The 26,076-nt window shown below is 69.2% G+C and carries 22 protein-coding genes; 13 read left to right on the top strand and 9 right to left on the bottom strand.

All coding sequences use genetic code 11. The features are described 5' to 3' along the window. Positions 1–13: 13 nt before the first annotated feature. Positions 14–673, top strand: a complete 660-nt coding sequence (locus AC1DW3_RS00365; RefSeq protein ID WP_477927561.1) for a hypothetical protein — start codon at positions 14–16, stop codon at positions 671–673. Beyond that, positions 670–3,102 (top strand): apolipoprotein N-acyltransferase, encoded by a 2,433-nt coding sequence (gene lnt, locus AC1DW3_RS00360; RefSeq protein ID WP_477927559.1) that lies wholly within the window; start codon positions 670–672, stop codon positions 3,100–3,102. Before AC1DW3_RS00365 ends, lnt begins: the two co-directional genes overlap by 4 nt. Before the next feature lie 54 nt (positions 3,103–3,156). Here lnt and AC1DW3_RS00355 read toward each other — a convergent pair whose 3' ends face one another. Continuing rightward, positions 3,157–3,972 carry an AraC family transcriptional regulator gene (locus AC1DW3_RS00355; protein ID WP_477927557.1) on the bottom strand — a complete coding sequence of 272 codons (816 nt, stop codon included), beginning with the start codon at positions 3,970–3,972 and terminating at the stop codon, positions 3,157–3,159. Positions 3,973–4,321: 349 nt separating this feature from the next. Between AC1DW3_RS00355 and AC1DW3_RS00350 the strand changes: the two genes are divergently transcribed. From AC1DW3_RS00350 to AC1DW3_RS00340, 3 genes are all read left to right on the top strand, one after another. Next, positions 4,322–5,137: an alpha/beta fold hydrolase gene (locus tag AC1DW3_RS00350; protein WP_477927555.1), complete on the top strand. Its 816-nt coding sequence runs from the start codon at positions 4,322–4,324 to the stop codon at positions 5,135–5,137. A 278-nt stretch (positions 5,138–5,415) separates the two neighbouring features. Continuing rightward, positions 5,416–6,582, top strand: a complete 1,167-nt coding sequence (locus AC1DW3_RS00345) for an FAD-dependent monooxygenase (RefSeq protein WP_477927553.1) — start codon at positions 5,416–5,418, stop codon at positions 6,580–6,582. Positions 6,583–6,607: 25 nt separating this feature from the next. Next, positions 6,608–6,916, top strand: coding sequence for an aromatic-ring hydroxylase C-terminal domain-containing protein (locus AC1DW3_RS00340; RefSeq protein WP_477927551.1), 309 nt, complete (start codon positions 6,608–6,610; stop codon positions 6,914–6,916). 82 nt (positions 6,917–6,998) lie between these two features. On the opposite strand, the gene AC1DW3_RS00335 is transcribed toward AC1DW3_RS00340, so the two are convergent. After that, positions 6,999–8,273 (bottom strand): hypothetical protein, encoded by a 1,275-nt coding sequence (locus AC1DW3_RS00335; RefSeq protein WP_477927549.1) that lies wholly within the window; start codon positions 8,271–8,273, stop codon positions 6,999–7,001. Between the two features lie 17 nt (positions 8,274–8,290). On the opposite strand from AC1DW3_RS00335, the gene AC1DW3_RS00330 reads away from it, so the two are divergent. Next, positions 8,291–9,859 carry a flavin monoamine oxidase family protein gene (locus tag AC1DW3_RS00330; RefSeq protein ID WP_477927547.1) on the top strand — a complete coding sequence of 523 codons (1,569 nt, stop codon included), beginning with the start codon at positions 8,291–8,293 and terminating at the stop codon, positions 9,857–9,859. A 45-nt stretch (positions 9,860–9,904) separates the two neighbouring features. Continuing rightward, a complete protein-coding gene (locus tag AC1DW3_RS00325) occupies positions 9,905–11,107 on the top strand; it encodes an erythromycin esterase family protein (protein ID WP_477927546.1) in 1,203 nt (400 codons plus the stop codon). On the opposite strand, the gene AC1DW3_RS00320 is transcribed toward AC1DW3_RS00325, so the two are convergent. From AC1DW3_RS00320 to AC1DW3_RS00300, 5 genes are all read right to left on the bottom strand, one after another. Next, on the bottom strand, positions 11,104–12,537 hold the full coding sequence (locus tag AC1DW3_RS00320) for a sulfatase-like hydrolase/transferase (RefSeq protein ID WP_477927544.1): 1,434 nt from the start codon (positions 12,535–12,537) through the stop codon (positions 11,104–11,106). The genes AC1DW3_RS00325 and AC1DW3_RS00320 overlap by 4 nt on opposite strands. A gap of 156 nt (positions 12,538–12,693) precedes the next feature. Further along, on the bottom strand, positions 12,694–13,185 hold the full coding sequence (locus tag AC1DW3_RS00315; RefSeq protein ID WP_477927542.1) for a hypothetical protein: 492 nt from the start codon (positions 13,183–13,185) through the stop codon (positions 12,694–12,696). A gap of 10 nt (positions 13,186–13,195) precedes the next feature. After that, positions 13,196–14,248 carry a 2-oxoacid:ferredoxin oxidoreductase subunit beta gene (locus AC1DW3_RS00310; RefSeq protein ID WP_477927540.1) on the bottom strand — a complete coding sequence of 351 codons (1,053 nt, stop codon included), beginning with the start codon at positions 14,246–14,248 and terminating at the stop codon, positions 13,196–13,198. Continuing rightward, a complete protein-coding gene (locus AC1DW3_RS00305) occupies positions 14,245–16,080 on the bottom strand; it encodes a 2-oxoacid:acceptor oxidoreductase subunit alpha (RefSeq protein WP_477927538.1) in 1,836 nt (611 codons plus the stop codon). The genes AC1DW3_RS00310 and AC1DW3_RS00305 overlap by 4 nt, the downstream gene beginning before the upstream one ends. A 79-nt stretch (positions 16,081–16,159) precedes the next feature. Then, positions 16,160–17,938, bottom strand: a complete 1,779-nt coding sequence (locus AC1DW3_RS00300) for an FAD-dependent oxidoreductase (RefSeq protein ID WP_477927536.1) — start codon at positions 17,936–17,938, stop codon at positions 16,160–16,162. A 144-nt stretch (positions 17,939–18,082) separates the two neighbouring features. Between AC1DW3_RS00300 and AC1DW3_RS00295 the strand changes: the two genes are divergently transcribed. Then, entirely contained in the window at positions 18,083–18,787 is a 705-nt protein-coding gene (locus tag AC1DW3_RS00295; RefSeq protein ID WP_477927534.1) for an Hcp family type VI secretion system effector, read from the top strand. Here AC1DW3_RS00295 and AC1DW3_RS00290 read toward each other — a convergent pair. Then, complete coding sequence (locus tag AC1DW3_RS00290; protein ID WP_477927532.1) at positions 18,765–19,469, bottom strand: phosphatase PAP2 family protein; 705 nt, start codon at positions 19,467–19,469, stop codon at positions 18,765–18,767. The two genes, AC1DW3_RS00295 and AC1DW3_RS00290, sit on opposite strands and share 23 nt — an antisense overlap. A gap of 140 nt (positions 19,470–19,609) precedes the next feature. On the opposite strand from AC1DW3_RS00290, the gene AC1DW3_RS00285 reads away from it, so the two are divergent. The 5 genes from AC1DW3_RS00285 to AC1DW3_RS00265 all read left to right on the top strand — a co-directional run bounded on the left by AC1DW3_RS00285 (position 19,610) and on the right by AC1DW3_RS00265 (position 25,234). Then, positions 19,610–20,596, top strand: coding sequence for a KpsF/GutQ family sugar-phosphate isomerase (locus AC1DW3_RS00285; protein WP_477927530.1), 987 nt, complete (start codon positions 19,610–19,612; stop codon positions 20,594–20,596). After that, positions 20,596–21,177 (top strand): KdsC family phosphatase, encoded by a 582-nt coding sequence (locus tag AC1DW3_RS00280; protein ID WP_477927528.1) that lies wholly within the window; start codon positions 20,596–20,598, stop codon positions 21,175–21,177. Before AC1DW3_RS00285 ends, AC1DW3_RS00280 begins: the two co-directional genes overlap by 1 nt. Positions 21,178–21,182: 5 nt before the next feature. Then, a complete protein-coding gene (gene lptC / locus AC1DW3_RS00275) occupies positions 21,183–21,833 on the top strand; it encodes an LPS export ABC transporter periplasmic protein LptC (RefSeq protein ID WP_477927526.1) in 651 nt (216 codons plus the stop codon). Between the two features lie 81 nt (positions 21,834–21,914). Further along, a complete protein-coding gene (locus AC1DW3_RS00270; RefSeq protein ID WP_477927524.1) occupies positions 21,915–22,688 on the top strand; it encodes an SDR family oxidoreductase in 774 nt (257 codons plus the stop codon). A 224-nt stretch (positions 22,689–22,912) separates the two neighbouring features. Then, complete coding sequence (locus tag AC1DW3_RS00265; protein WP_477927522.1) at positions 22,913–25,234, top strand: carbohydrate binding family 9 domain-containing protein; 2,322 nt, start codon at positions 22,913–22,915, stop codon at positions 25,232–25,234. 101 nt (positions 25,235–25,335) lie between these two features. On the opposite strand, the gene AC1DW3_RS00260 is transcribed toward AC1DW3_RS00265, so the two are convergent. Then, complete coding sequence (locus tag AC1DW3_RS00260) at positions 25,336–25,881, bottom strand: RNA recognition motif domain-containing protein (protein ID WP_477927520.1); 546 nt, start codon at positions 25,879–25,881, stop codon at positions 25,336–25,338. Positions 25,882–26,076 lie beyond the last annotated feature (195 nt).

The following is a 26,076-nucleotide window of genomic DNA, read 5'->3' as shown; positions in this document are numbered from 1 at the left end:
AGGGCAGGCTGGCATGACGCGACCCAGTGATCGCCAAAACACCTCCTGGGGGCCCTCCCCGTGGGTGCTGGTGCTCGCGCTCACTGCGGTAGCCGGTGGGCTGGCCTGGTGGTGGCCGACGGCCGAGGCAGCCGCGCCGCCCGTCGCCGCGCTGCCTGCCCAAGCGCCACTGGCGGCAGCGCCACCGGCGGCGCCGCTGCCCGAAGCCAGCACACCCGTCACGGTGGCCGTCATGACCCCAACGAACATGGCACCGGCCGCTCGCATCCCGCGCCTGCGTGATCCCAACGGCGACCCGACGCCCGACCTGGCCGACTACATCAACGAAGGCGAACGCCCCACGATGGCCGAAGTGATCCAGCGCCTGCACGCGGCCGGCGTGCGCACCGGCCTGGGCGCCTTCAATCCCCCCGGCACCCGCCCGCCCCTGATCGGCCTGGCCGTGCCCGACGGCTTCGAGCTGCCACCGGGCTATGTGCGTCATCACCAGGCCACTGACGACGGCCAGCGCATCGAGCCCATGCTGATGTTCTCGCCGGACGCGCAGACCGTGGTCGTCAACGGCCGCACGGTCGCCGTGCCGGCCGACCGCATCGTGACACCCGAACTCGCGCCGCCCGGCCTGCCCATCCGGCGCATCGCCGTCCCTGCCCCGGTGGACGGCCCGCGTTGATCCGCGCCGCCTGGCCCGGCCGGCTCGCCCGCAGCCGGTGGAGCGGCGTCGTCATGGCCGCGCTGCTCTGCGGCCTCCACGCCCGCGGCGGCTCGGCCTGGATGCTGGGCTTTGTCGCCCTGCTGCCCTGGCTGCGCACGCTGGATGCCGAAACCCGGCTCGGCCGCACGCTGCTCAGTGCCTGGGCCATGTCGGTCGCCTACACGGCGGCCGTGTTCTTCTGGTTCGGCAGCGCCCTGGGCGCCTACACACAGATCGGCGCGGGCGCGGGCCTGGCGCTGCTGCTGATCGCGGCGCCGCTGTTCCAGCCGCAGTTCCTCGTCTTTGCCGTCGTGCGCCACGTCGTGCGTCACCATCACGGCGCGGCCCTCGCTGCCGCAGCCGGCGCGGCCGCCTGGGTGGCCACCGAATGGGCGCTGCCACATCTGCTGGGCGACACCTTCGGCCACGGCCTTTACCCCGCGCCGCTGCTGCGCCAGGCCGCCGAGCTGGGCGGCGCCACCGGCTTGACCGTCGTGCTGCTGCTGGCCAACGAGGCCTTTGCCGCCGCACTGGCGCGCCGTCGCGATGGTTTTGCCACGCCCTTGGCACTGGCCGTTGCAGGACCTCTGTTGCTGGCCGGCTACGGCCTCCTTGCATTGCAGCCCGAGCCGCCCGCCATGGCCAAGCCGCTGCGCATGGGCCTGGTCCAATCCAACATCACCGACTACGAGCGCCTGCGCCGCGAGAAAGGTGCCGGCAACGTCGTGCGCGAGGTGCTCGACACCCATTTCGCGATGAGCTACGACGCCGTCGAGCGCCAGCATGTGGACGCGGTGCTGTGGTCCGAGACCGTCTACCCCACCAGCTTCGGCCAGCCCAAGAGCGCGGCCGGTGCAGAACTGGACGCCGAGATCCAGGCCATCGTCGACGCGGCCGGCGTGCCCTTTGTGTTCGGCACCTACGACCGCGATGAGGCTGGCGAATACAACGCCGCCGCCATCGTGCAGCCCCGCAGCGGCTTGGCTGGCCTGTATCGCAAGACGCGGCTCTTCCCGTTCACCGAATACCTGCCCGCCTGGGCTGACACGCTGCGCGGCTGGCTGCCCGGCGCCGGCAGCTGGCAGCCCGGCAGCGGCGCACGCGTCTTCCCGCTGCGCCTGGCCGATGGCCGCGAGATCCCGGTGCTGCCGCTGATCTGCCTGGACGACACCGACACCGGCCTGGCCATCGCCGGCGCACGCCTGGGTGCTCAAGTCATCCTGACGATGTCCAACGACTCCTGGTTCACGGACTACGAGCAGGGCGCCGCACTGCACCAGGCCGTCGCGGCCTTTCGCAGCATCGAGACGCGCCTGCCGCAGTTCCGCGTCACGACCAATGGCTTCAGCGCCGTCCTCGATGCCCGTGGCAAGGTCATCGCCGCGACGCGCATGGGCGAGCGCACCCTGGTCATCGGCGACTTGCCAGTGCGCGACCCCGCGCCAACGCTCATGGTCCGCTGGGGCGACTGGGTCGGCCGCGCTGCCGCCCTCTTTCTCGCCGGCCTGGCTGTGCTGACCGCGCTGCGCCGTGGGTTGGGTGCGGTGCCCGCGAATGCCCCGGTCCCGCTGCCGACGCGGCTCGTCGTGCTGCCACCCGCCGCTCGTGCCGTGGCCGGCCTGCTGCGATTGATCTCGCGCGGCGGCGCGTTGGCCATGGGCGCAGCCTGGTTGTGGGGCGATGGCTCGCTGCAGAGCAACACCTTTGCACTGCTGCGCACGTTCACGGCCCTGTGCCTCATCCCCGAGGCAGCCGCCTGGCTCTTGCTGCGCAGCTGTTCCGCGCAGCTCGCGCTTGCAGACGGCCTGCTGGAGCTGACACGCGGCACGCAGCGGCTGGAGATTCCGCTGCACGACATTGCCGCCATCGAACCCTGGCGCCTGCCGCTGCCCTGCACCGGTGCTTCGCTGCACCTGAACTCCGGCGAACGCTGGCCCCACGGCCTGGCCCTGCCCGACCCGTGGGCCCTGGCCCGCGCCCTCGGCTTGCCCGTGCATGAGCAAGCGCCCTCGCAATCCTGGTGGGCCTACGCCCGCAGCCGCGCTCAGCTGCCATCAAGCCGTCTCGCGCACCCGGCCTTCAAGTTCCTGCTGCTGCCCCTGCTGCTGGCCGTGCCCGCCTTCCAGCTGCACCAGAAGATCGCCTACGGCAGCGCCTTCGGGGAGTTCTACAGCTACGGGCTGTGGGCCTATCTGACCGCCTTTGCGCTGTGGTGGGCGGCGTGGATTGCCGGTGTGGTGCTGTGCGCGGCGGCGGTGCGGGTGGTGATCGAGGCGGGTGCGTTTGCGGGCACGCTGATGCGTCCGCAGCGGGCGATGGCGGTGCGCGCCTGGCTGGAACGGCTGGGACTGCTCGCGTTGTATCTGGGCTTGCCTGCTTGGTTGTTGCTGCGGGCTGTGGCCGGCTGACTCCGCGCCGGCGCTTTCCACCGGCTGGCCCAAGACCGCCAGGCATGACAACCCTCACACCTTCGCGACGTGCTCTGACGGGCTCAGCCCATGAATCCGTCGGTAGGCGGCTGAAAACGCGCTTTGGCTGTCATAACCCACTTGTGCTGCAGCCTGGTTCACGGACGAGCCGAGTTCGATCAACTGCCGCCCCACCATCAGCCGTGCCTGCCGCACCCAGGCTGGCCATGTGAGGCCGTTGGCTTCCTGCGGGAAGACGCGGCAGAACGTTCGCACGCTGACATGGGCAGCGTCCGCGCATGCGGCCAGCGGCCATTCGACGGCGAGGTCGGCCAGTTGCATGGCGGTGACGCGGCGCAGGCCGGGGCTCTTCGGCTGGGGCACGCTGAGCATCACCGTGGCGGAACTCTTGCGTACCTCGTGCAACGCGGTCTGCCGCAAGGCTGCGATGGTGGTCGCAGCCTCGGAATCCTGATCCCTCCTGGTGTCCTGGCCGCCCCCTTGCATCTGGCGAAGCTCCAGGATCACGGCAGCCAGCAGCGGGCTCACAACGATGACTGTGGGCTCGGTCGGCAAGGTCGCCGGCAGCGGCACCGGGAAGTGCAGCGGCCGCAAGCGCACCGCCGAGCGCGTGCCGGCCCGCCAGCCGCTCGGTACGCCCGGCGGCAGCCAGATGGCACGGCTTGGCAACAGTGCCCAGACGAGAGCTTCGGTGAAGAGCGTGTAGGCGCCTGACTCGGCATAGATGAGCAGGGCCTCCTGCGGGTGCACGTGCAGGGGTTCGCCGCCTCCCGCCTGGACGTCGTAGGCCCGGGCATCGACGCTGGCGTCGGCGCTTCTGGGCAGGAAAACGGTGATTGGCAAGTTCACGACGACGTTTGGCGCAAGTGCAGGCGACCGCGTGATTATCGAGTCGCAGACTGCAGGCATGGACATACAGCAAGACCTGCCACCTCGCGCCGGCACAGCAATCGACGTGCCAGCGGTGCCACCTGCTTCGGGTCGATGGCGCTCGCTGCTCACCGCATCGCCAGGCGCTGCCCCCTCCCCACCCTCGAAAGGCCATCGCATGCCCTCTGATCCACCCTCCACCACACCGCCAGGGACCGGCGCCCCAGCGGCCCGGCGCCGGTCGTTCATCGCCCTCACTGTCGTGCCACTCTTCGCATCGGTTGCCGGCGTCTTCGCCGCAAGCACTTCCACCACGCAAGGAGCCCCCATGAGCAAGCCCACCTCTCGTCCGACATCCCACTTCGCGACCGTCAACGGTCTCAAGCTCTACTACCAGACACAGGGCGCCGGCGCACCCCTGCTGCTGCTGCACGGCGGCGTCACACCGGACTGCTTCGGGGCCAATGTCGAGGTGATGGCCAAGAGCCGGCAGGTCATCCTGGTCCATCTGCAGGGCCATGGCCACACGCAAGACATCGACCGCCCGCTGCGCTTCGAATCCATGGCCGACGACGTGGCGCAACTCATCCAGCACCTAGGCCTGGGCGCGGTGGACGTGCTGGGCTATTCGATGGGCGGCGGTGTGGCCCTGCAGACGGCCATCCGCCACCCCGGCACGGTGCGGCACGTGATCGTCATGTCTCAACCCATGCGCCATGCCGCTTGGTTCCCTGAGGTGCGGGCCGCTTACGAAGGGATGGTCGCCCACGCGCCACAGATCGCCCACAACATCCAACGCAGCCCGATGGCCACGATGTACCCCGAGGCCCGCTGGGAGCCCTTGCTGCGCAAGATCGGTGAACTCGAAAGCCGTGAATTCGACTGGCGGGCCGAGGTGGCGGCCCTGAAGATGCCGGCGATGCTGATCTTTGCGGATGCGGACGCCATTCAGGTCGACCACATGGCCGAGTTCTACAAGGCCCTGGGTGGCTCTCAGCGGGACGCAGGGATGGACGGCTCCCTGCGTGCCAAGGCTCGGCTCGCCATCGTGCCGGGGGCCACGCATTACGGCATTGCCTCGGCACCGGAGGTGCCCGATCTGGTGTCAGCGTTTCTCGGCTCAGGACCCGAGAGCCGTGGCTAGGCAAGTGCGGATCTGCCTGTGGCGACCTGCCTTGGCCGCCGCAAAAGGTGTGGCCGGGGGCCACCATGCGCATCGTCCTGCGTTGCCTCCAGTATATGAACCGCCTGGGGGCTTGCGCGAGTGCCCATCCCCCATTCCAGAATAGTCGCCCGATGCAGGGAGCCCATTGAAAAATTAGTTAGGGAAATGCAGTTGATGTACGAACCAAAGGGGTGCGGGACGGACGTTGATCCGCGGGTGGGTGAGCACGGAGTCTCGACGACCGCGGGAGCGCAGCGATGAACGCACACAGCGTGGCCATTGCGGGCGGCGGTCCGACGGGACTCATGTTGGCGGGCGAGCTGGCTCTGGCCGGCGTCGACGTGGCAATCGTTGAGCGACGGGCGAGCCAGGACCTGGCCGGCGCGCGCGCAGGAGGTCTGCACGCACGCACGATCGAGATCCTCGATCAGCGGGGCATCGCGGACCGTTTCATCACCGAGGGCCAGACGATGCCACGGTGCGGATTCGCCCAGCTGAAACTGGACCTCAGCGACTTCCCCTCACGTCATCCGTATGTGCTCGCGCTGTGGCACAACCGGTTCGAGCGCATCCTCGCCGACTGGGCCGAGGCCCTGGGTGTGCGCTTCTATCGCGAACGGGCGGTGACGGGCTTCACCCAGGACGAGATCGGCGTGACCGTCGCGACGACGGACGGCGCCTCGTTGCGGGCCGACTACCTCGTCGGTTGCGATGGCGGGCGCAGCCTGGTGCGCAAGCTGGCCGGCATCGCGTTCCCGGGGTGGGCGGCCACGGCGAGCAACCTGATCGCCGAGGTGGAGATGCGAGAGGCACCGCCACTGGGTATCCACCGCACGGCGCTGGGCATCCACTCATTCGGCAAGCGGGACTATGAGATTCGCGATGGTGAGGTGCACTTCACGGACGGTGGCCCGATCCGGGTCATGGTGCCCGAGGCTCAGTTGGGCGTCGGCGGCGAGCCCACGCTGCAGGAGCTCAGCGCGGCCCTCGTGGCCGCCTGCGGCACCGACTACGGCGTGCACACGCCGACCTGGCTCTCCCGCTTCACCAACGCGGCTCGCCAGGCCGCGGCCTATCGTGATCGGCGAGTGCTCCTGGCCGGCGACGCCGCGCACGTGCATTCGCCGGTGGGCGGCCAGGGGCTCAACACGGGCGTGCACGATGCCATGAACCTGGGCTGGAAGCTCGCCCAGGTCGTGAAGCGCATTTCGCCCGATAGCCTGCTGGACAGCTATCACGCCGAACGGCACCCGGCAGGGGCACGCGTGCTGCAGCTCGCGATGGCGGCGGTCTCACTTCTCGGGCTGGACGCCGGCACCGGGGGCCCTGCGCGACACGCTCGCCGAGCTGCTCGTGATGAACGAACCGCGCAGGCGGCTCGCTGCAGACCTGTCGGGACTGGGGGTTCGCTACGACCTTGGTGACGGGCATCCGCTGCTCGGGCGTCGCATGCCCGACCTGGACCTCGTCACCGAGAATGGCCCGCGACGGGTCTTCAGCTTGCTGCACGATGGTCAGTCAGTGCTGCTGGACCTTGGCGACGCGCGCCGCGCCGATGACGTGACGCCCTGGGCGGGCCGCGTTCGACACCTGCACGCGAGATACGACGGCCCCTGGGAGCTCCCTGCGCTTGGGGTCGTCACACCGCCCGCGGGTGTGCTGATCCGGCCCGACGGGCATGTGGCCTGGGTCGGTGAAGGGGATGCACGTGGGCTCGACGAGGCGATGAGCACATGGTGTGGGCCGGCCCGGGCGTGAAGAGCTGGAAGCCATTGAAACTTGGTTGGCCATGCGCGCAGCAGTTGCATGATCAAGGCGGTATTTTTGGGGCGCGGGCGCCCTAACGCGCTGGGTTTGCCACCGCCGTCCTGAGAAGGGCCTGAATCATGACCTCCGAATAGAACTCCCCGCTGCTTTCACTGCGCGCCATCATGGCCCGCCACAACGGCACCGGCGCGATCGCATAACCCCTGAACCGCTTGAAGCCGCAGGCGTAGAAGCCGCGATAGACCGTCAGGTCGCCCTGGAGCTGATCGCACTCCTTAAGCAGCTTCTGCGCGTACTGCTCGCTCATCTCCTCAGTGAAGATGCCGGTCGAACGCAAGGCTTCCAGCATGAGGGCCTCGGCGCCACCTTCATGGACCCAGGGATCGTTCTCGCCGACGCCGCCGCGCGCCAGGTTGACCTGCCACACATGCGCCATCTCATGGGCCACCAGGGCCGCGATATAGCTGCGTTTCTTGGGATGGTCCTCAACCAGGCCTCGCCCTTCGAAGCGGTAGACAACACCGCCGCCGACGGCGCCGCCCTTGATGCTGATGCTGCCGGGCGAGCCGTCGAAGCCGACCACGGCGACCGAGACCAGGGGTGTGCCGATCAGCTTGCGCTGCAAGGCCTGCTCGTAGAACCGCGACACCTTGGCGGTGGTGTCCTGTAGCACCTCGCGCAGCCAGGCCGGGGCCTGGGGATCGATGATGACGTCGACATTGCCCATGCGAACCGGCTCGCGGGGGCCGAAGTAGGCATAGCCCTCCAGTTCGGTGCTGGGCTTGATCGGCGCAGCCGCCGTTTCACCCGGCAGGCCCTGTAGACGCAGCACGACCTCCATGGTTCGCACGCCTTCGCCCTGGGTCAGCGCGCCGTACAGGAAGCCGAGATAGAGGTTCCAGCCGCCGTCGGAGAAGCGGTTGATCGGGGCGTATTGCGCGCCCTCCGTGAACTCGTCGTAGGCGCTGATTTCGACGCTGAGACGGGTCAGCGGCTTGGCACTGCGCAGGCCTTCGTTGTCACCCTGCGCGACCAGTTCCACCCCCGGCGTCAGGGCCCGCCAGGCTTGCTTGCGGTAGCTGCGGACAGGCGCGCCCAGTTCGAGGGCGGTGACGGGCTCCGCAAACACATAGTCGGCCCGCCATTTGTCGGCGGCGACATGGGTCAGCGTCAGCTCGGTGCGCAAGGGCGCCGGCGTAGCGGCGCTGGCCATGCCGAGGAATGAGACGAGCAGCAGGCCCACCCAAATCGAAATCCATGAGAACCGCATCTGGCGCCCTGGCAGCAAAAGGGCCGCGATGGTAGCCGTGGACCTCGGCTCCGATATGCTTCCACCCCAGTTGTACATACAAGTGGAGCATTCCCATGACGACCTATGACATCGTCATCGCCGGCGGCGGCGTGTCGGGCCTGTATTGCGCGCTGCGCCTGGCCGACGCGGGCCACCGCATCCTCGTGCTGGAGGCCGCGGCCGACCGCTGGGGCGGGCGCATCGAGACCGAGGACATGGACGGCTTCATCGCCGAGTACGGGCCGATGCGCTTCGAGCCGACGCTGCAGCCGCGCTTTGCCGCCCTGTGCGCCGAACTGGGCGTGGGCCTGCTGGACTTCTCCGGCCCTTCGTCCGATCAGGTCTCGGCCGATGACACCGACCTGCCCGAGGCCGAGCGCGGCCYGAACTCGTTGCAACTGCTCAAGCGCGGCATCATGCTCATCATGGGCCGCGCCCCGGATGACCAGGCCTGGATCGACGCGCTGACCGAGGCCGACTACATGCGGCTGCGCAAGCACGCCCAGCTGCACGGCCAGCCGCTGTGGGACATGGGTTTCTGGAACGCGCTTTCGGCCCAGGGCATCCTGAGCCACCGGGCGCTGGTGAAGCTGCGCGACACCGGAACTTTCTATCACATGATCCCGGAGAACCTGAACGCGGCCGAGTGGATCATCTGGTGGCTGCGCGCGCTCAAGACCGTGGGCCAGCAGCTGGCCAGCATCGAGGGCGGTTCGGCCAAGCTGACCGAGGGCCTGCTGACGCGCCTGCGCGGCCATGCCAATGTGACGCTGGCCGGCGGCCACAAGCTGATGGGCGTGCGCCCCGTGGAGCTGGGCAAGCCCACGCTGGCCCTGGACGTGGCGACGCAGAACGGCGCCCTCACGCTGCGCGCCGAGCGCCTCATCCTGGCGCTGCCGCGCCTGCCGCTGCTGAAGCTGACGCGCCACCTGCCCGAGCACATCGCCTCGCAGCTGGACTGCGTCAACGGCTTCCCCATGCTCAAGGTCTTCTTCGTCTGCAACACGCCGTGGTGGAGCTATGGCCAGGCGCCGCAGCAATACGCCAACTGCATGCCGACGCGCGAGATCCACTACTTCCGCCGCGCGCCCGAGGCCGATGCCGACGGCCACGGCATGGTGCTGCTCTACATGGACCGTCCGTCCACCGAGTTCTGGCGCCACTACGTCATCGACGGCGACCGCCACGACCGCGCCGAGGTGGACCAGAACGCGCGCATCGTCGACGCCTTCGCCCTGTTCGTGGCCCGCGACGTGAAGCGGGCGGCGGATGCGAATGCCGAGTCCGCACTGAAGCTGACCGACAACGCGCGGCGCATCTTTGGCGACCTGAGCCTGGCCGAGACCAGCCAGTACATCCGCAACTCCATCATCACCTACGGCATCCGCGACTGGGCGCGCGCGCCCTATGGCGCGGCCAACCACGGCTGGCAGCCGGGCGTGCGCTCATGGAAGGTCATGGACGCCTTCAAGGCCTTCGATTTCGGCAGCGGCGCGCGCAATCTGCACATCGTTGGCGAGGCCTATTCCGACTACCAGGGCTTCATCGAAGGGGCGCTGAACAGCGCCGAGCTGGCGCTGGCGACCATACCAGCGCGGCCTGTGGACGAGGCTGCCCAGGAGCCCAGCCTGGGGCTGTCCTGATACCAGTTTGAAGTCGATATCCTGCCGCGCACTGAAGGAGTGGCGATGAGCAGGAAATGGATGGCGCTGGCGGCGCTGACGGTGGCGCTGACGGGCGCACGGGCGGCCGAAACGGGCTCGCTGGATTGGGTGCGCGCCCAGATGAAAAGCATGCCGGCGACCTCCGCGGCCGAGCTGACCGACGCGCAGTTGCAGGCCTTTGGCGACGCCATCGGCAATACCCGCGTCGTGGCCCTGGGCGAGCAGACCCACGGCGGCCGCCAGGAGTTTGAACTCAAGACGCGGCTGGTGCGCTATCTGCACGAGAAGAGGGGCTTCGATGTGCTGCTGCTGGAGAGCGGCGTCTTCGACGTCGCGCTGCTGCAGCAGGCCATGCAGCGCGGCGAGAAGCTCGATGCGCTGGCGCCGGGCAATGTCTTCTATATGTATTCCAAGAGCGACGCCGGCCGAACCTTGCTGCGCTATCTGGACGAGGCGCAGGCGGGGCCGAAGCCCATGCTGCTGTCGGGCATCGACAGCCAGCTCAGCGGCGGTTTGAGCCGCAGCGAATTGCCCAAGCGACTGCGCGCCAGCTTGCAGGGCGATGCCGCCGACTGGCCGGTGTTCGAGCGCCTGGCCGACAAGCTGATGCAGATGGACCGGACGCCGCCGTCGGCTGGCGACGCGAAGAACTTCGATGCAGTGGCCGCGCGGCTGAAAGCGACGCTGTGCCAGGCCGGCGGCGATGAGCTGCTGTGCCGCAGCCTGGCCGGCCTGCAGGCCCAGGCGGCCGGCTTCTGGCGCGGCGACTATCAGCGCGACCACGAAATGGCGAACAACGTGCTGTGGCAGCTCGAGCGCGTCTACCCAGGCCGCAAGGCTGTCATCTGGGCCCACACCATCCACGTCGCGCGCGGCGTCAAGTTCGACGACAGCCACCGCTATGCGGGCGACATCCTTGGCCAGAAGCTGGGCCGCGACTACTACGTGCTGAACCTGACGGCGCTGCAGGGCCGCTTCATGGAGTTCGCCTCGGGCGAGGTGCAAAACATCCCGCCGGCCTATCCCCCCAGCCTGGAAGCGGCCTTCGCCGGCAATCCGGCCGGCTTTGGCTTCCTGAACGCGCCGTCACGGCTGAAGGTCGGCCTGCCGGCGCGCGCCATGGAGTTCGGCTACACCATGCCCCTGGGCACGGGCGTCGGTCTCGGCGCGCAATGGGACGGCGTCTTCTATGTCCGCAACATGGAAGCCGTGAAGATGGAACGCTAGGCCGCCTTCATCCACAGCCGCTGAAACAGCGGCGAGCGGCAGGACAGCCGGCCATTGACGACGGCCATGCCGTCGCGCTCGGCGAGCGTGGCATGGGCCGGGCCGGCCAGCAGCGACATGCCCAGGCCCAGCCGGTGCGGGTGGGCCGCCCAGCGCAGGCCGATGGCCTCGGCCAGTGTGGGCAGGATGTCGACATGCGTGAACTCGCGCTGCAGGTCGTCGGCCGGCAGCGCGCGGCCCTGTGCGTCATAGCGGGCCAAGGCGTGGAAGACGGTACGGCCATGGGCCTCGGGCAGCAGCTCGCCGTTCAGCATGGGCTCGGGGTTGAGGTGGTCGCCCATGATCCAGACGACCTTGGGGCGGCCATTTCGGTCGGCGATGAAGCGCTCGACCAGACCGGCCACGACGCGGTCGGTGCAGCGCAGCGCCTCGCGCATGACGTCGGCTGGCTCATCGTCATCATCCTCGGCAACCGCCTCCGCAATGCAGCCGCGGTCATGCGCACCCGAGGGTCCATGGGTATCGACCGTCAGCAGCAGGCTCATGCGCGCCTCGTCGGCCTGGCGCGGGCGCTGCATGTCGGCCCAGGCCTGCTCGACCAGGTCGCTGTCCAGCAGGCCCCAGCCCGCCGCCGGTACGGCAATGCCGCGCTGCTGCCATTGCTCGGCGCCGAAGCGGCGTGCGACGTGGTGGTCCTCCAGGAAGCGGCCCTTGCCGGCGAACTTCAGCGAGGCGCCGCCGTAGAAGCTGATGTCCCAGCCCCGGGCTGCCAGCAGGTCGGTCAGGCACTGGCCGCCCTCGAAGAAACGGCGGCTGTACTCCAGCGAGTTGTGGCTCATCAGGCCGACCGGCTGCAGCGGCACACCGCACAGCGCGCTGAACATGCCGCCCACCGTCCAGCTCGCGCCGCTGAGGTTGCGCAGTTCACCCAGGGTCTGGAAGTCGTCCTGCATGCGCGTCAGGCGCGGCAGCAGGGCCGCCCGCGGTTCGCGCGGGCGGGTGTAGCCCTCGTCGAGGGACTCGACGAAGACGACGAGGACGTCCGGCCGCTCGGCCGGCAACTGCAGCTTGACCTGGCCAGGGTCGACGTAGTGACGGGCCAGGTAGTCGCCGCCATCGGCCTCGGGCCGGCAGGGGTCGGAGACGGTGGCATTGACCGACACGACAGCACCCGTGCCCAGCAGAGCCAGCAGCAGCCGGCCGTGCCAGCGCTTCATGCGGCCGAGCGCGAAGAGGCTGAGCACCGTCAGCCCCAGCACCGCCATCAGGCAGCGGCAGGCCCGCCACAGCATGCGCGGGTCGGCATAGTCCAGGCCGCCGTTCTGCAGGTGATAGAGCACCTGGTCGGCCGTCACCAGCCCGAGATAGGTGCGCAGGAACCAGGTCGTGCCGACGACGGCCCAGAGCAGCAAGACGAGGGCCGCCAGCACGGCAGTGCGCGGCGGAATGCGGGGAAGAAAGCGAGAAAGAAGGCGGGCTGCAGGCATCGCCGGCGAGTCTGCCGACGCCGCTTTGCTGCCCCGTAGTCAAAGGTTTGCTGAACGTTGGCGCTCAGCAAAGGACTGTGTGCGCGGTTCGTGTGCCGGTCAGGCTGCCTTCGCCGGCGCAGCGGTGCAGGTCTTGGCGGTCGCGAGGCCCCGCAGATAGCCGCGCCTGACGCCGCCGGCCGTGATGGCTGCGCTGACCTGGCGCGCATAGCGCTCGGCGCCACTGAGCTTGCGCACCCAGCCGCGGAAGGGAATGACGCCCTCGGCCGTGCGCTGCAGCGCACCGGTAGCAGCATCCTCGCCACGGTCCAGCAGGCCGGTGTTGCCGCTGGTGTGGGGCGCGTCGAGGTCCGGGCCCAGGACTTCGTCCAGCGCGCGGATACCGGCCGCCAGGCCGCCACAGCTGGCATCCGCCGGCATCGCATAGGGCGCGGCGGCCGCGGCCTTCAGCACCTCCGGAATGTCGGCACGCACGACGTTGAGGTCGCTCAGCGGCGTGGTGGCGGCGTTGGTGACCTTGTCCTGGCTGGAACTGGCACAGGCGGTCAGGACGAGGGCGGCGGCGAGGAGGGTGAGGTGGTGTGGGCGCATGGCCCGCGCATCATCTCAGCCCGGCATTGATTTTTGCCAGGGCGGCCGACCCCGGGCAGAGTGCTTTTTCACCAAGGGTGTTCAAGGCGGCTGCCGCCGTGCGCTGCGCCGCATGCCAATCCTTGGCCGCCGGGTCGACGTAGAGCAGACCGGTGGCGATCTCGCCCGCCGCGGCGCGCAGCTGCATCGCGTTCATCGCGTTCAGGCGGTCCGTGGGGTCGTAGTCAGGCGCCATCTTGCGCAGCCGCAGCGTGCTGCCGTCGGCCTGGGGCACGTCGATGACATCGGGCGAGTGCTCGACGACCTGCTCGGCGGCGAGGTCGATGAAGTCGATGCGGTTCAGCGCCTCGTTGTGGTCGCGGACATGGTCGTAGCTGCGCGTCGAGCCGGCGTGGTTGTTGAAGGCCACGCAGGGGCTGATGACGTCGATGAAGGCCGCGCCGCCGTGACGCATGGCGGCTTCGATGAGCGGCACGAGCTGGGTCTTGTCGCCCGAGAAGCTGCGCGCGACGAAGGTAGCGCCGAGCTGCAGCGCGAGGGCCGCGAGGTCGATGGCGGTGTCGTTGTTGGTCGCGCCCTTCTTGGCCACCGAGCCCTTGTCGGCCGTGGCGCTGAACTGGCCCTTGGTGAGGCCGTAGACGCCGTTGTTCTCGACGATATAGACCATGCGCACGCCGCGCCGCATCGCATGGGCGAACTGGCCCAGGCCGATGGAGGCCGAGTCGCCGTCGCCTGACACGCCGAGATACAGCAGCTCGCGATTGGCCAGATAGGCGCCGGTCAGCACGCTGGGCATGCGGCCATGCACCGTGTTGAAGCCGTGGCTGGCGCCGAGGAAGTAGTCGGGCGTCTTGCTGGAGCAGCCGATGCCGCTGAGCTTGGCGACGCGGTGCGGCTCGATGTCGAGCTGCCAGCAGGCCTGCACGATGGCGCCGGAGATGGAGTCGTGGCCGCATCCGGCGCACAGCGTCGAGACCTTGCCCTCGTAGTCGCGGCGGGTGTAGCCCACCGCGTTCTTCGTGAGACTCGGGTGGTGCAGCTTGGGCTTGGCGAGATAGGTCATGCGGCACTCCTCGGGGCCGTCGCCAGCGCATGGACATGGCGCGTGATCGCGTAGGTGATGAAGCGGGCCGTGATGGGCGTGCCGTCGAAATGCAGCACCTTGATGAGCTGAGCCGGCGCCACCTCCAGCTCGTTGACCAGCATGCGGCGCATCTGCGCGTCGCGGTTCTGCTCGACGACGAAGACGGCGTCGTGGGCGGCGATGAACTCCGCCACGCTGGGCGCGAAGGGGTAGGCGCGCAGCCGCATCGCGTCGATGTGGATGCCGGCCTCGGTCAGCGAAGCCAATGCTTCGTCCATGGCCGGCGCCGTGGAGCCAAAGTACAGGACGCCGAGCCGCGTCTTCTGTACCGCCGCGCGCACCAGGGGTTGGGGCGCGAGCAGGGCCGCAGTCGCGAACTTGGCGCGCAGGCGCTCGACGTTGCGGACGTAGTCGTCGCCACGCTCGGAGTAGATCGCCTGCTCGTTGCGAGTCGTGCCACGCGTGAAATAGGCGCCCTTGCTCGCATGCGTGCCGGGCAGCGTGCGCCAGGGGATGCCGTCACCGTCGACATCCTTGTAGCGGGCGAATTCCTTGCCGGCATCCAGCTGTTCGGCCGTCATGACCTTGCCGCGGTCGTAGCGGCGTTCGTCGTTCCACTCCAGCGGCGCGCACAGGCGCTGGTTCATGCCGATGTCGAGGTCGCTCATCAGGAAGACGGGTGTCTGCAGGCGCTCGGCCAGGTCCAGCGCGTCGGCGGCGAACTCGAAGCATTCGCGCGGGTCCTCGGGCAGCAGCAGCACGTGCTGGGTGTCGCCATGCGAGGCATAGGCGCTGCTGAGCAGGTCGGCCTGCTGGGTGCGCGTGGGCATGCCGGTGCTGGGGCCGCCGCGCTGCACGTCGATGACGACGAAGGGGATCTCGGCAAAGTAAGCCAGGCCCAGGAACTCCGTCATCAGCGACACGCCGGGGCCCGAGGTGCAGGTGAAGGCGCGCGCACCGTTCCAGCCGGCGCCGGTGATGATGCCGATGGAGGCGATCTCGTCCTCGGCCTGCACGATGGCATAGCGCTTCTCCCCGGTCTCGGGGTCGGTGCGGAACTTCACCGCGTACTTCTCGAAGGCCTCGGCGACCGAAGACGATGGCGTGATCGGATACCAGGCGCAGACGGTGGCGCCGCCGTAGACGCAGCCCAGGGCCGTCGCCGCATTGCCTTCCATGAAGATCTTGTCGCCCACGGCATTGGCGGTCTTGAGCCTGAGGCCGAAGGGCTGCACCGACAGATGGTCGCGCGCGAACTCGCGGCCGGCATGCAGGGCCCGCACATTGGAGTCCAGCAACCTCTCCTTGCCCTTGTACTGCTCGGCAAACAGGCCCTCGATGACGGCCGACTCGATGCCCATCAGCTCGCTGAGCGCCCCCAGCACCAGGATGTTCTTGAACAGCGTGCGCTCGCGCGGCACGTCATAGGTGGCGTTGCAGATGGCCGTGGCCGGCATGCCGATGACGTGGATGTCCGGGCGGAAGGCGCTCGCCGGCATCGGCTTGGTGCTGTCATAGAAAAGATAGCCGCCGGGCTGGATCTCGGCCAGGTCCTGGGCCCAGGTCTGGGGGTTCATCGCCACCATCAGGTCCACGCCGCCGCGCCGGCCCAGCCAGCCGGCTTCGCAGACGCGCACCTCGTACCAGGTCGGCAGGCCCTGGATATTGCTCGGGAAGATGTTGCGCGGGCTGACGGGCACGCCCATGCGCAGGATGGCGCGCGCGAACAGCTCGTTGGCCGAGGCAGAGCCCGAACCATTGACGTTGGCGAACTTGACGACGAAATCGTTGACGGCTTCGATGCGGCTCATGCGGCCTCCCGACGGGCCGCCCCTAGGGAGGCCGAGCCCCCTCGGGGGGCAGTGCGCGAAGCGCGCGTGGGGGTCGCGGTCATACCACCTCCTTGCGCGTCGTGGTGTCACGGCAAGCCGCGCCCGCCTTGGCAGTGACCAGCAGGAACTTCTGCATGTCCCAGGCCCCCGTCGGACAGCGCTCGGCGCACAGGCCGCAGTGCAGGCAGACGTCCTCGTCCTTGGCCATCACGCGGCCGGTCTTCAGGCCGCCCTCCACATAGATGTCCTGCATCAGGTTCAGCGCCGGCGCGTTGAGCCGCTCGCGCAGGTCGTCGCCGTTCTCCGTGAAGGTGATGCAGTCCATCGGGCAGATGTCCACGCAGGCATCGCACTCGATGCAGAGCTTGGGCGCGAAGACCGTCTGCACATCGCAGTTCAGGCAGCGCTGCGCTTCCTTGAAGGCCGTGGCGGCGTCGAAGCCCAGTTCGACCTCGACCTTGATGCTGGCCAGCGCGATGTTGGCAGCCGTCCAGGGCACCTTGCTGCGCAGGTCGTTGGTGATGGCGTTGTCATAGCTCCACTCGTGGATGCCCATCTTCTGGGACACGAGGTTGACGTGGGGCGGCGGGCGCTGCGTGACCGGCTCGCCGTGCAGCAGGCGGTCGATGCTGACGGCAGCCTCATGGCCGTGAGCGACGGCCGTGATGATGTTCTTCGGTCCGAAGGCTGCGTCGCCGCCGAAGAAGACATGGGGCAGCGACGACTGGAAGCTCTGCGCGTTGAGCACCGGCAGGCCGTGCTCGTCGAAGGCGATGCCCGAGTCGCGCTCTATCCACGGGAAGCTGTTCTCCTGGCCGACGGCGATCAGCACCTCGTCGCAGGGGATGACGATCTCCTCGCCGGTCTGTGCCTTCTTGAAGCGCATGCCGGTCAGCTTGCCGTCGACATGCTCGAAGGCCAGCGGCACATGGAAGTCGAGGATGGGGATGCCCTCGTGCTCGGCGTCCTCCTTCTCCCACGGCGAGGCCTTCATCTGCGCATAGCCGCTGCGCACGGTCACGGTGACGGACGAAGCCCCCAGACGCCGCGCCGAGCGGCAGCAGTCCATGGCCGTGTTGCCGCCACCGAGCACGATGACGCGGGGCGCGACGCTCGTCACGTGGCCGAAGCTGACGCTGGCCAGCCAGTCGATGCCGATGTGTATCTGCTCGGCGGCCTCCTGGCGGCCCGGCAGCGGCAGGTCACGGCCACGCGGGGCGCCACAGCCGACAAAGACGGCGTCGAAACCCTCCCCCAGCAGCGCCTTCATCGAATCGATGCGCTGGCCAGCGCGCCACTCGACGCCCAGGCCGAGGATGTAACCGCATTCTTCGTCGATGACGCGCTCGGGCAGTCGGAAACGCGGGATCTGGGTGCGGATGAAGCCACCGGGCTTGGCCTCGCCGTCGAACACGGTGACGGCATAGCCTTCCAGGGCCAGGTCACGCGCCACCGCCAACGAGGCCGGCCCGGCGCCCACGCAGGCCACACGCTTGTTCTTGCGCGCGGCGGGCTTGGGGATCATGGCGCGGAAACCGTCGCTCTTGTTATCCGCCGCCACGCGCTTCAAGCGGCAGATGGCGACCGGCTCCGGCTTGGCCGCCTGCTTTTCTTCCACACGACCGCGCCGGCAGGCCGGCTCGCAGGGCCGGTCACAGGTGCGACCGAGCACGCCGGGAAAGACGTTGCTGACCCAGTTGACCCAATACGCCTCGTCATGCCGCCCCTGCGCGATGAGGCGGATGTATTCGGGCACCGGCGTGTGTGCCGGGCAGGCCCATTGGCAATCGACGACCTTGTGGAAATAGGCCGGGTCCGAGATATCGGTCCGCTGCACGGTGTCTCCTCCGTGGTGCTGCGCGAGTCTAGGACGGCCGCTCCAGCCTCGACTCTGTGGAAACCCTTTGCATCGTGGGGATGGCGGGAGCCCCCGCTCCTGCTCAGCATCACTGCGCCCATTTCGGGCGCAAGGAGATTCGACATGGCTTCTGGTTTCAAGCGGGCCTGGCGCGTGGCGGTGCTCGCCATCGGTCTGGCCACGGCGGGCCTCGCCCAGGCCGCCAACGACTATTTCCTGCAGATCGACGGCATTCCCGGCGAGTCGACCGACAAGGACCACAAGGACTGGATCGACATCGAAAGCTTTTCCTGGGGCCTGACCCTGGTCAGCAGCGGGGGCATCGGCAAGGCCAGCTTCTCCGACCTGGCCTGGGCCCAGCATGTCGACGTCTCGACACCCAAGTGGTTCCTCGCCGTCGCGTCGGGCAAGCACGTCAAGACGGTCACGCTGGACGTGGTCAAGGTATCCGCCGGCCGCAACGACTCCTTCTTCCAGATGATCTTCAGCGACACGCTGGGCAGCAGCCTGCACATCAGCGGCGGCGGGGGCGACCTCTTCGCCAGCGCCTCCATGACCTCGGGCGAGATCGTCAAGCTGCGCTACCGGCCGCAGGACGACAAGGGCGGCTTCGGGGCCTGGGTGGAGGGCAGCTTCAACCTCAAGACCAACTCGTCCACGGCCATCTTCAGCGGCGACGAGACCGTGCTGATGGGACTGTTCGGCTCGGGTGGCAGCATCGCCTTTGACGCCGGTGCGGTCACGCCCGTGCCGGAACCGGCGAACGCCCTGCTGCTGCTGGGTGGCCTGGCGGCCCTCGCGGGGCTCAGGCTGCGGCGGCGCGCCTGAAGCGCCAGGGTCGAACCTGGGCGGCGGCCAGCGTCACCGCCCAGCAGATCCAGGCCGTCCACATCGTGTGGCTGGGGTAGTGGGCGCCACGCAGCATCTGCCCCAGGCCATAGACGACGCCCAGGCCCACGCAAGCCAGCACCCAGGCGCGCGCGGCGCGCGGGTAGGCCCGTGCCAGGGCCCAGCCGCCGCTCAAGTAGGCGAAAGCGGCACTCGCGTGGCCGGACGGGAAGCAATGCCCGCCCCCGCCGTCACGCGTGCCCAGCACCCAGTGCGAAACATAGTGGGCCACGCCGCCGAATTCGGCCAGGTCCCAGGGGCAGCTCGTCAGGCTGACGCGCTTCATCAGGGAGATGACGCCCAGGCAGACCAGTGTCGTCACCAGCCACCAGCGCCGGTCGGCCCGGCTCAGTCCGGGCAACAGCCGGGGCAGCAGGTTGAGCAGGACGATGAAGCCCATCGCGACATAGGAGACCAGGCGCCCGCCCTCGTGGATGAGGACGCGCGTGACCCAGGCCTCGCGCAGCGCAAAACCGCTGGCGTCCCCGGCCAAGCGCACGGCCCAGAGGTCGAGGTGGCTCAAGTCCCAGGCCAGCAGCGCCAGCAGGGCCATCCCCATCGCCAGGGTGCCAGCCGGCAGGGCCCTGGCGCGCACGGGGCGGTCTAACAGCTCGGTCTGCATAGCCGCCCATTGTGTTGAGAGCGCAGGGGTTTGGCTTGCTGCTGGCTGGCAAATCGCACCCGTGCAGACCCCAATAGCCTCGCCAGGCGGCCGGAAATCACGCCGGTTACGCCGCGCAAGCGCTTGTCTACACTGGCCGCATGAGTTCTCCCGTCTTTGCCGCCGAGCGCGCCGTGCGCATCGGCCGTCAGGCGCTCGAGGTCGAGGCCCGCGCCCTCGCCGAGCTGGTGCCCCGCCTGGGCGACGCCTTTGCGGGCGCCATTGAGCTGGTGCTGGCCTGCCGTGGCCGCGTCGCCGTCATGGGCATGGGCAAGAGCGGCCATGTGGGCCGCAAGATTGCCGCCACGCTGGCCTCCACCGGCACGCCCGCCCTCTTCGTCCATCCGGCGGAGGCCGCCCATGGCGACCTCGGCATGGTCACCGGCGGCGACGTCGTGCTGGCCCTGTCCAACTCCGGCGAGAGCGACGAGCTCAACGCCATCCTGCCCGTCCTCAAGCGCCTGGGCATTCCCATCATCGCGATGACCGGCCGCGCCGAATCCAGCCTCGCGGCCCATGCCGATGTCGTGCTCGACAGTGCCGTCGCCGAGGAGGCCTGCCCGCTGCAGCTCGCTCCCACGGCCAGCACCACGGCCCAGATGGCCCTGGGCGACGCGCTGGCCGTGGCGCTGCTGGATGCGCGCGGCTTCAAGGCCGAGGACTTCGCCCGCTCCCACCCCGGCGGCGCCCTGGGCCGCAAGCTGCTGACCCATGTGCGCGACCTGATGCGCAGCGGCGACGCCCTGCCACGCGTGGCGGCCGACATGGGTTTCACCGACCTGATGCGCGAGATGAGCGCCAAGGCCCTGGGCATGGCGGTGATCGTCGATGCCGAGGACCGCGTCCAGGGCATCTTCACCGACGGCGACCTGCGCCGCCTCGTCGAGCAGGGCCGCGACCTGCGCGCCCTCACCGCCGCCGAGGTCGCCCACGCCAAGCCACGCACCGTCGGCGCCGAGGCCCTGGCCGTCGATGCGGCCGACCTGATGGAAGCCGCGCGCATCACCGTCGTCCTCGTCGTCGATGCCGAGCAGCGCCTGCTGGGCGCCATCAGCATCAACGACCTGATGCGCGCGAAAGTGATCTGATGCAGCCCGCACTGAAATTCCCGCCCGAACTCCTCGTCAAGGCGCAAGGCCGCGGCCTGGCCATCAAGCTCGCCATCTTCGACGTCGACGGCGTGCTGACCGACGGCCGCATCTACATCAGCGAGCGCGGCGAGGAGTTCAAGGCCTTCCACACGCTGGACGGCCATGGCCTGAAGTCGCTGCAGCAGGCGGGCATCACGCCGGTCATCATCACCGGCCGCGACAGCCCGGCCGTGCGCCGTCGCGTCGCCGACCTCGGCCTGTCGCATGCCCTCTACGGTGTGAAGGACAAGCTGGCCGCCGCCGAGCCGCTGCTGGCCCAACTGGGCGCCAGCTGGGACGAGGTCGCCGTCATGGGCGACGACTGGCCCGACCTGCCGCTGATGCTGCGCGCCGGCTTCGCCTGCGCCCCGCCCGGCGCCCACGCCGAGGTGCTGGCCATCGCCCACCACGTCACCCAGGCTGCCGGCGGCCATGGCGCCGCGCGCGAGTACTGCGACGTGCTGCTGATGGCGGCCGGCCACTACGAGCGCCTGCTCAATGCGCATCACGACACGCTGGATGGGGGCAAGACCCCGTGACTCCAGTGGCCCTGCCCGCTCCCGCTCCACGTCGTCAAAAGTCCCGGCCGCTGCTGTGGCGGGCGCAGACCCTGCTGTCCAACTATCTGCCGCTGCTGCTGATGGCCGTACTCGCCAGCGGCACCTGGTGGCTGGTGAAGAACACGCCGCTGATCGACGCGCCGGGTGAAGTCGCGCCGCTGCGCCATGTGCCGGACTACCGCATGGCCAACTTCGAGATCCAGCGCATCGCCGCCGATGGCCGCCTGCATGTGCAGATCGCCGGCGCCGAATTGCGCCACTACCCGGACACCGACACCGTCGAGATCGACCAGGCACGCGTGCGCGCCATCGCGCCCGACGGCAGCCTGGCCATCGCCGAGGCCAAGCGCGCCATCAGCAATGGCGACGGCAGCGACATGCAGCTGATGGGCAATGTGCATCTGCGCCGCCTGCCGCCGGGTGCCGGCGAGAACGCGCCGGCCCAGCTCGAGGTGCGCGGCGAGTTCCTGCAGGCCCTGTCCAACAGCGAAGTGCTGCGCTCCCACCTGCCCGTCACCATCCGCCAGGGCGGCTCGACGCTGAACGCACAGAACTTCGAATACCGCCACCTGACCGGCCAGGTCAGCTTCACCGGCAAGGCCCAGGGACAGATCTCGGCAAAGGGCGGCAAATGAGCGCCGAGCGCCGGGCCGCCCCAAGCCGGCGCTGCATCCCCGCAGGGATCGGCGCGCGTACCCGCGAGACGAGGGGCTCACATGACTGAACTGGTCTTCATCACCGGCGCCTCCAGCGGCATCGGCCAGGCCCTGGCGCTGCGCTACTACCGCGACGGCGCCCGCCTGGCCCTGGTGGCACGGCGCACCACCGAGGTCGAGCGCTGGGCGGCCGAGCAGAAGCTCGACGCCGGGCGCTTCAAGGTCTATGGCGCCGACGTGGCCGACCTCGACGCCATGGCCCGCATCGGCCGCGAGTGCATCGCCGCCCAGGGCCTGCCCGACGTCGTCATCGCCAACGCTGGCATCAGCATCGGCATGGACACGGCCCACTTCGACGATCTCGAAGTGATGCGCCGCACCTTCGAGACCAACAACGTCGGCCTCGCCGCCACCTTCCATCCCTTCGTCGCGGCGATGAACGAGCGCCGCTCGGGCACGCTGGTCGGCGTCGCCAGCGTGGCCGCCATCCGCGGCCTGCCGGGGCATGGCGCCTACTGCGCCAGCAAGTCGGCCGTCGTCGCCTACTGCGAAAGCCTGCGCGGCGAATGCCGGCCTTTCGGCGTCAGTGTCGTCACGATCCTGCCGGGCTATATCGACACGCCGTTGACGCGCGGCAACCGCTACTCCATGCCCTTCCTGATGCAGGTCGAGGACTTCGCCGACCAAGCCGTGCGCACCATCCACGCCCAGGTCAGCTACCGCGTCATCCCCTGGCAGATGGGCGTGATGGCCAAGCTGCTGCGCCTGCTGCCCAACTGGCTCTATGACCGTGCGTTAGGGAGCCGGCCGCGCAAGAAACGGGCGAGCGAATAGGGCTGTTCACAGCCCACGTGCCGTGGCTACACTGCGCGCTCTTCGGACCGAGAGCTGCCCGACGCAGCTGAGGAGGACATCATGGCCAAGGTGCTTCACCCCTGCTAAGCCCGCGCGCTGAACATCGCTTCAGCGCCGCTCGCTGGCTGCCGCAACGTCGATCGACTGCGCCAGCCCATTGATCCCCGCAGCCGCCTGCATGGCGGCCGATCTCGGACCACGTCATGACATTCCGCCTTCTTGGCCCGGGCCTTGCCCTGGGCCTTTGCGCCCTGGCCCTGCCCGCCTGGGGCAACGCCCCCGAACTTGCCCACCCCACCGCGCTGCGCCTCACCACCGGCGAGGCCGCACCCGTCATCGATGGACGCCTCGACGACACCGCCTGGCAACGCGCCCCGGTCTACGAACGCTTCGCGCAATTCCTGCCCGCCGACAAGCAGGCGGCGCGCTGGCGCACCACCGTGCAGGTCCTCGTCACCGAGGACGCCCTGGTCTTCGGCATCCGCGCCTGGGATCCCGAGCCGGGCCGCATCCGCGCGCCGCTGGCGCGGCGCGACCAGGTCAAGGCCGACCAGGACTTCATCGCCGTCTTCATCGACCCCGTGGGCCACCGGCGCACGGCGCAGTACGTGCGCGTCAGCGCGGCCGGCGGCGTCGAGGATGGGCTGTTCGCCGCCGAGGAGGACACCGAGGATTCGGCGCCCGACTTCGACATCAACGCCGCCGCCACTCGGCTGCCCGATGGCTACAGCATCGAATTGCGCTGGCCGCTCGCCGCGCTCAGGTTTCCGCATGCCGGTGGCGCGCCCTGGCGCGTCATGGTCGCGCGCAACATCCCGCGCGAGGACCGCACCCTCAACGTCAGCTCGCCCGCCCTGACCAAGGATGCGCTGAGCTTCATCGCGGAACTGCAGCCGCTGGACGCGCTGGGAGACCTCGTCGAACAGGTGCGCGAGCGCAGCTTCATCAGCTTTCGCCCCGAACTGACGCTGCGTAGCACGCGCGACAGCAGCGACGCTGACGGCACGCGCCGCTCGCGCAAGGCCTCGCTGGGTGCCGAGTTCAAGTGGCGGCCACGCGCCGACTGGGTCATCGACGCGACGCTGAACCCCGACTTCTCCCAGGTCGAGATCGACGCTCCCCAGCTCGCCGGCAACACCCGCTTTGCGCTGAGCGTGCCCGAGAAGCGCCCCTTCTTCCTGGAGAGCGCCGACGTCGTCGGTCCGACCCAGCCGGATGAATCGGGCGAGAACCGCAGCCTCGCGGCCTTCTACACGCGCGCCATCACCGACCCCGACTGGGGCCTGCGCGCCACCTGGCGCGGCGCCGGCGCCGAGGCCACGGCCCTGCACCTGCGTGACGCCGGCGGCGGGACCCTGCTGCGTGCCGGTGCCTTCGCGACGCGCAGTGGCGTGCAACCGCGCGGCTCCCAGGCCAGCTTCGCGCGCGGCCGCACGCAGCTTGGTGGCCTGGGCCTGGCGGGCCTGGTGTCGCTGCGCGACTTCGGCAACGGCTTGACGACCCGCGTCGTCGGCAGCGACGGCGTCTGGCGCGCCGGCGACAGCGACCAATGGCGCGGCCACCTGCTGCTGTCGGACACGACCTTGGGCCTCGACGCCAATGGCCAGGTGCTGCGCGTGGCCCCCGAGCGCGGCCACCGCGCCTGGGCGGCCTGGCGCCACCGCGACGCGAACTGGGTCGCCAACGTCAACGTCGAGGAGATCAGCCCGCGCTTCGCCAACGACAACGGCTTCGTCAGCCAGAGCGGCGTGCGCCGCGCGTCGGCCTTCGGCTATCTGCGCATGGGCCCGCGGGAGTTCGCCGGCATCGACATGCACGACCACGAGATCCAGCTGAAAGCCCAGGAGACGCGCACCCTGGCCGACCCGCTGCTGGGCGTCGCCGCGGGTCAGGTCGTTGACCGGCTCTTTCAGCCGGGCTTCTGGTTCGCCAGCGCCCGCAACACCGGCGTCTGGGGCCATGTCGGCATGGACAGCCACCGCGCCAGGAGCGGCGGCCGCTTGCACCCGACGCGAACCCTGGTGCTCGGCATGGAATCCAACCCCGGCGAGGTGTTGAACTACGTCAACGCCGAGGTCGAATGGGGCCGGCGCCTGGACGTCGACGCCGATCGCGTCGGCCTCGGGGCCCAGGTTCAGACCCAGGCCCAGATGCGCCTGCCGCTGCCGTCATTCCTGGGTTCAGGGCTGTGGCTGGAGCTGGAGCAGCGCCTGGGGCTGGCCTGGGTCGACGCGCCCGACGGCCACCGCGCCTTCACCGACCGCAGCGCCCAGAGCCTGGTCGTGCTGCACCTGAGCCCCCGCGACTCGGTGCGCCTCATCCATCAGCAGACCCGCTTCAACCGCCGCGACGACGCGGGCACGCAACTGGCGGCCCAGGATGACAGGGGGCGGGTGCTGTCCCTGATGTTCCAGCACCGCGTCGGCCTGAGCCGCATCCTCAGCCTGGGCCTGAACCGGGCCCGCGAGCAGCCGGGCGGCGTGCGAGCGAACGAACTCTTCGCGAAAGCGACTCTCGGCTACTAGGGCCCGTGGCCTTAGTGCCACCAGGCCCTAGAGAGACAACCCTAGAAAAGACAAAGCGCCCGAAAGGGCGCTTTGCTCAATCTCTTGCGAGGCTGGGAGGATCAGTAGCCGCCCGAACGGCCACCGCCGCCGTAGCCACCACCGCCACCGCCGTAGCCGCCACCGCCGCCGCCGCCGGAACGGCCACCGCCGCCGTAGCCGCCACCACCGGAGCGGCCACCGCCGCCGCCGCCACCGTAGCCGCCGCCACCACCGTAGCCGCCACCGCCGCTACCGCCGCCGCCGTAGCCACCACCGCCACCGGAACGGCCACCGCCGCCACCGCCGTAGCCGCCGCCACCACCGAAGCCGCCGCCGCCGGAGCGGCCACCGCCACCACCGAAGCCGCCCGGACGCTCTTCACGAGGACGAGCCTCGTTAACGACGATGGCGCGGCCTTCAAGGGCCTGGCCATTCATGCCGTTGATGGCTGCTTGCGCCTCAGCGTCCGAACCCATTTCGACGAAACCGAAACCCTTGGAACGGCCCGTCTCGCGGTCCATCATGACCTTCGCAGAGGTCACCGTACCAAATTGACCGAACGATTCTTGCAGCGATTCGTCACGCACGCTGTAGGCCAGATTGCCCACATAAAGCTTGTTTCCCATGGGGAAGCCCTTCTCTTCTCAAAACCAAAAAACCATGTGGACTTTCAACCCATCGTGAACCATTCAAGCGAAGGTGCGGCGTCCAGACACAGGCAATTGATTATGGTGGCGGGGTCCTGCGATTGCGGAACGCCACTCCGGCAAGTGTTGTTTTTCAGAGCTAGCACAAACCCTGGCGCCTGGGAGCCATCACCG

It is taken from the genome of Roseateles sp. P2_H4 (genome assembly GCF_056403315.1).
The sequence above is the reverse complement of the archived record's forward strand: the minus strand, read 5'-3'. Positions and strand labels throughout refer to the sequence as shown.

Excerpts from the sequence above, each read along its gene's own strand:
- AC1DW3_RS00365 (WP_477927561.1), top strand. The coding sequence starts at position 14 with ATGACGCGACCCAGTGATCGCCAAAACACCTCCTGGGGGCCCTCCCCG.
- AC1DW3_RS00350 (WP_477927555.1), top strand. The coding sequence starts at position 4,322 with ATGAGCAAGCCCACCTCTCGTCCGACATCCCACTTCGCGACCGTCAAC.
- AC1DW3_RS00345 (WP_477927553.1), top strand. The coding sequence starts at position 5,416 with ATGAACGCACACAGCGTGGCCATTGCGGGCGGCGGTCCGACGGGACTC.
- AC1DW3_RS00340 (WP_477927551.1), top strand. The coding sequence starts at position 6,608 with ATGCCCGACCTGGACCTCGTCACCGAGAATGGCCCGCGACGGGTCTTC.
- AC1DW3_RS00335 (WP_477927549.1), bottom strand. The coding sequence starts at position 8,273 with ATGTACAACTGGGGTGGAAGCATATCGGAGCCGAGGTCCACGGCTACC.
- AC1DW3_RS00325 (WP_477927546.1), top strand. The coding sequence starts at position 9,905 with ATGAGCAGGAAATGGATGGCGCTGGCGGCGCTGACGGTGGCGCTGACG.
- AC1DW3_RS00315 (WP_477927542.1), bottom strand. The coding sequence starts at position 13,185 with ATGCGCCCACACCACCTCACCCTCCTCGCCGCCGCCCTCGTCCTGACC.
- AC1DW3_RS00310 (WP_477927540.1), bottom strand. The coding sequence starts at position 14,248 with ATGACCTATCTCGCCAAGCCCAAGCTGCACCACCCGAGTCTCACGAAG.
- AC1DW3_RS00305 (WP_477927538.1), bottom strand. The coding sequence starts at position 16,080 with ATGAGCCGCATCGAAGCCGTCAACGATTTCGTCGTCAAGTTCGCCAAC.
- AC1DW3_RS00295 (WP_477927534.1), top strand. The coding sequence starts at position 18,083 with ATGGCTTCTGGTTTCAAGCGGGCCTGGCGCGTGGCGGTGCTCGCCATC.
- AC1DW3_RS00290 (WP_477927532.1), bottom strand. The coding sequence starts at position 19,469 with ATGCAGACCGAGCTGTTAGACCGCCCCGTGCGCGCCAGGGCCCTGCCG.
- AC1DW3_RS00285 (WP_477927530.1), top strand. The coding sequence starts at position 19,610 with ATGAGTTCTCCCGTCTTTGCCGCCGAGCGCGCCGTGCGCATCGGCCGT.
- AC1DW3_RS00280 (WP_477927528.1), top strand. The coding sequence starts at position 20,596 with ATGCAGCCCGCACTGAAATTCCCGCCCGAACTCCTCGTCAAGGCGCAA.
- AC1DW3_RS00270 (WP_477927524.1), top strand. The coding sequence starts at position 21,915 with ATGACTGAACTGGTCTTCATCACCGGCGCCTCCAGCGGCATCGGCCAG.
- AC1DW3_RS00265 (WP_477927522.1), top strand. The coding sequence starts at position 22,913 with ATGACATTCCGCCTTCTTGGCCCGGGCCTTGCCCTGGGCCTTTGCGCC.
- AC1DW3_RS00260 (WP_477927520.1), bottom strand. The coding sequence starts at position 25,881 with ATGGGAAACAAGCTTTATGTGGGCAATCTGGCCTACAGCGTGCGTGAC.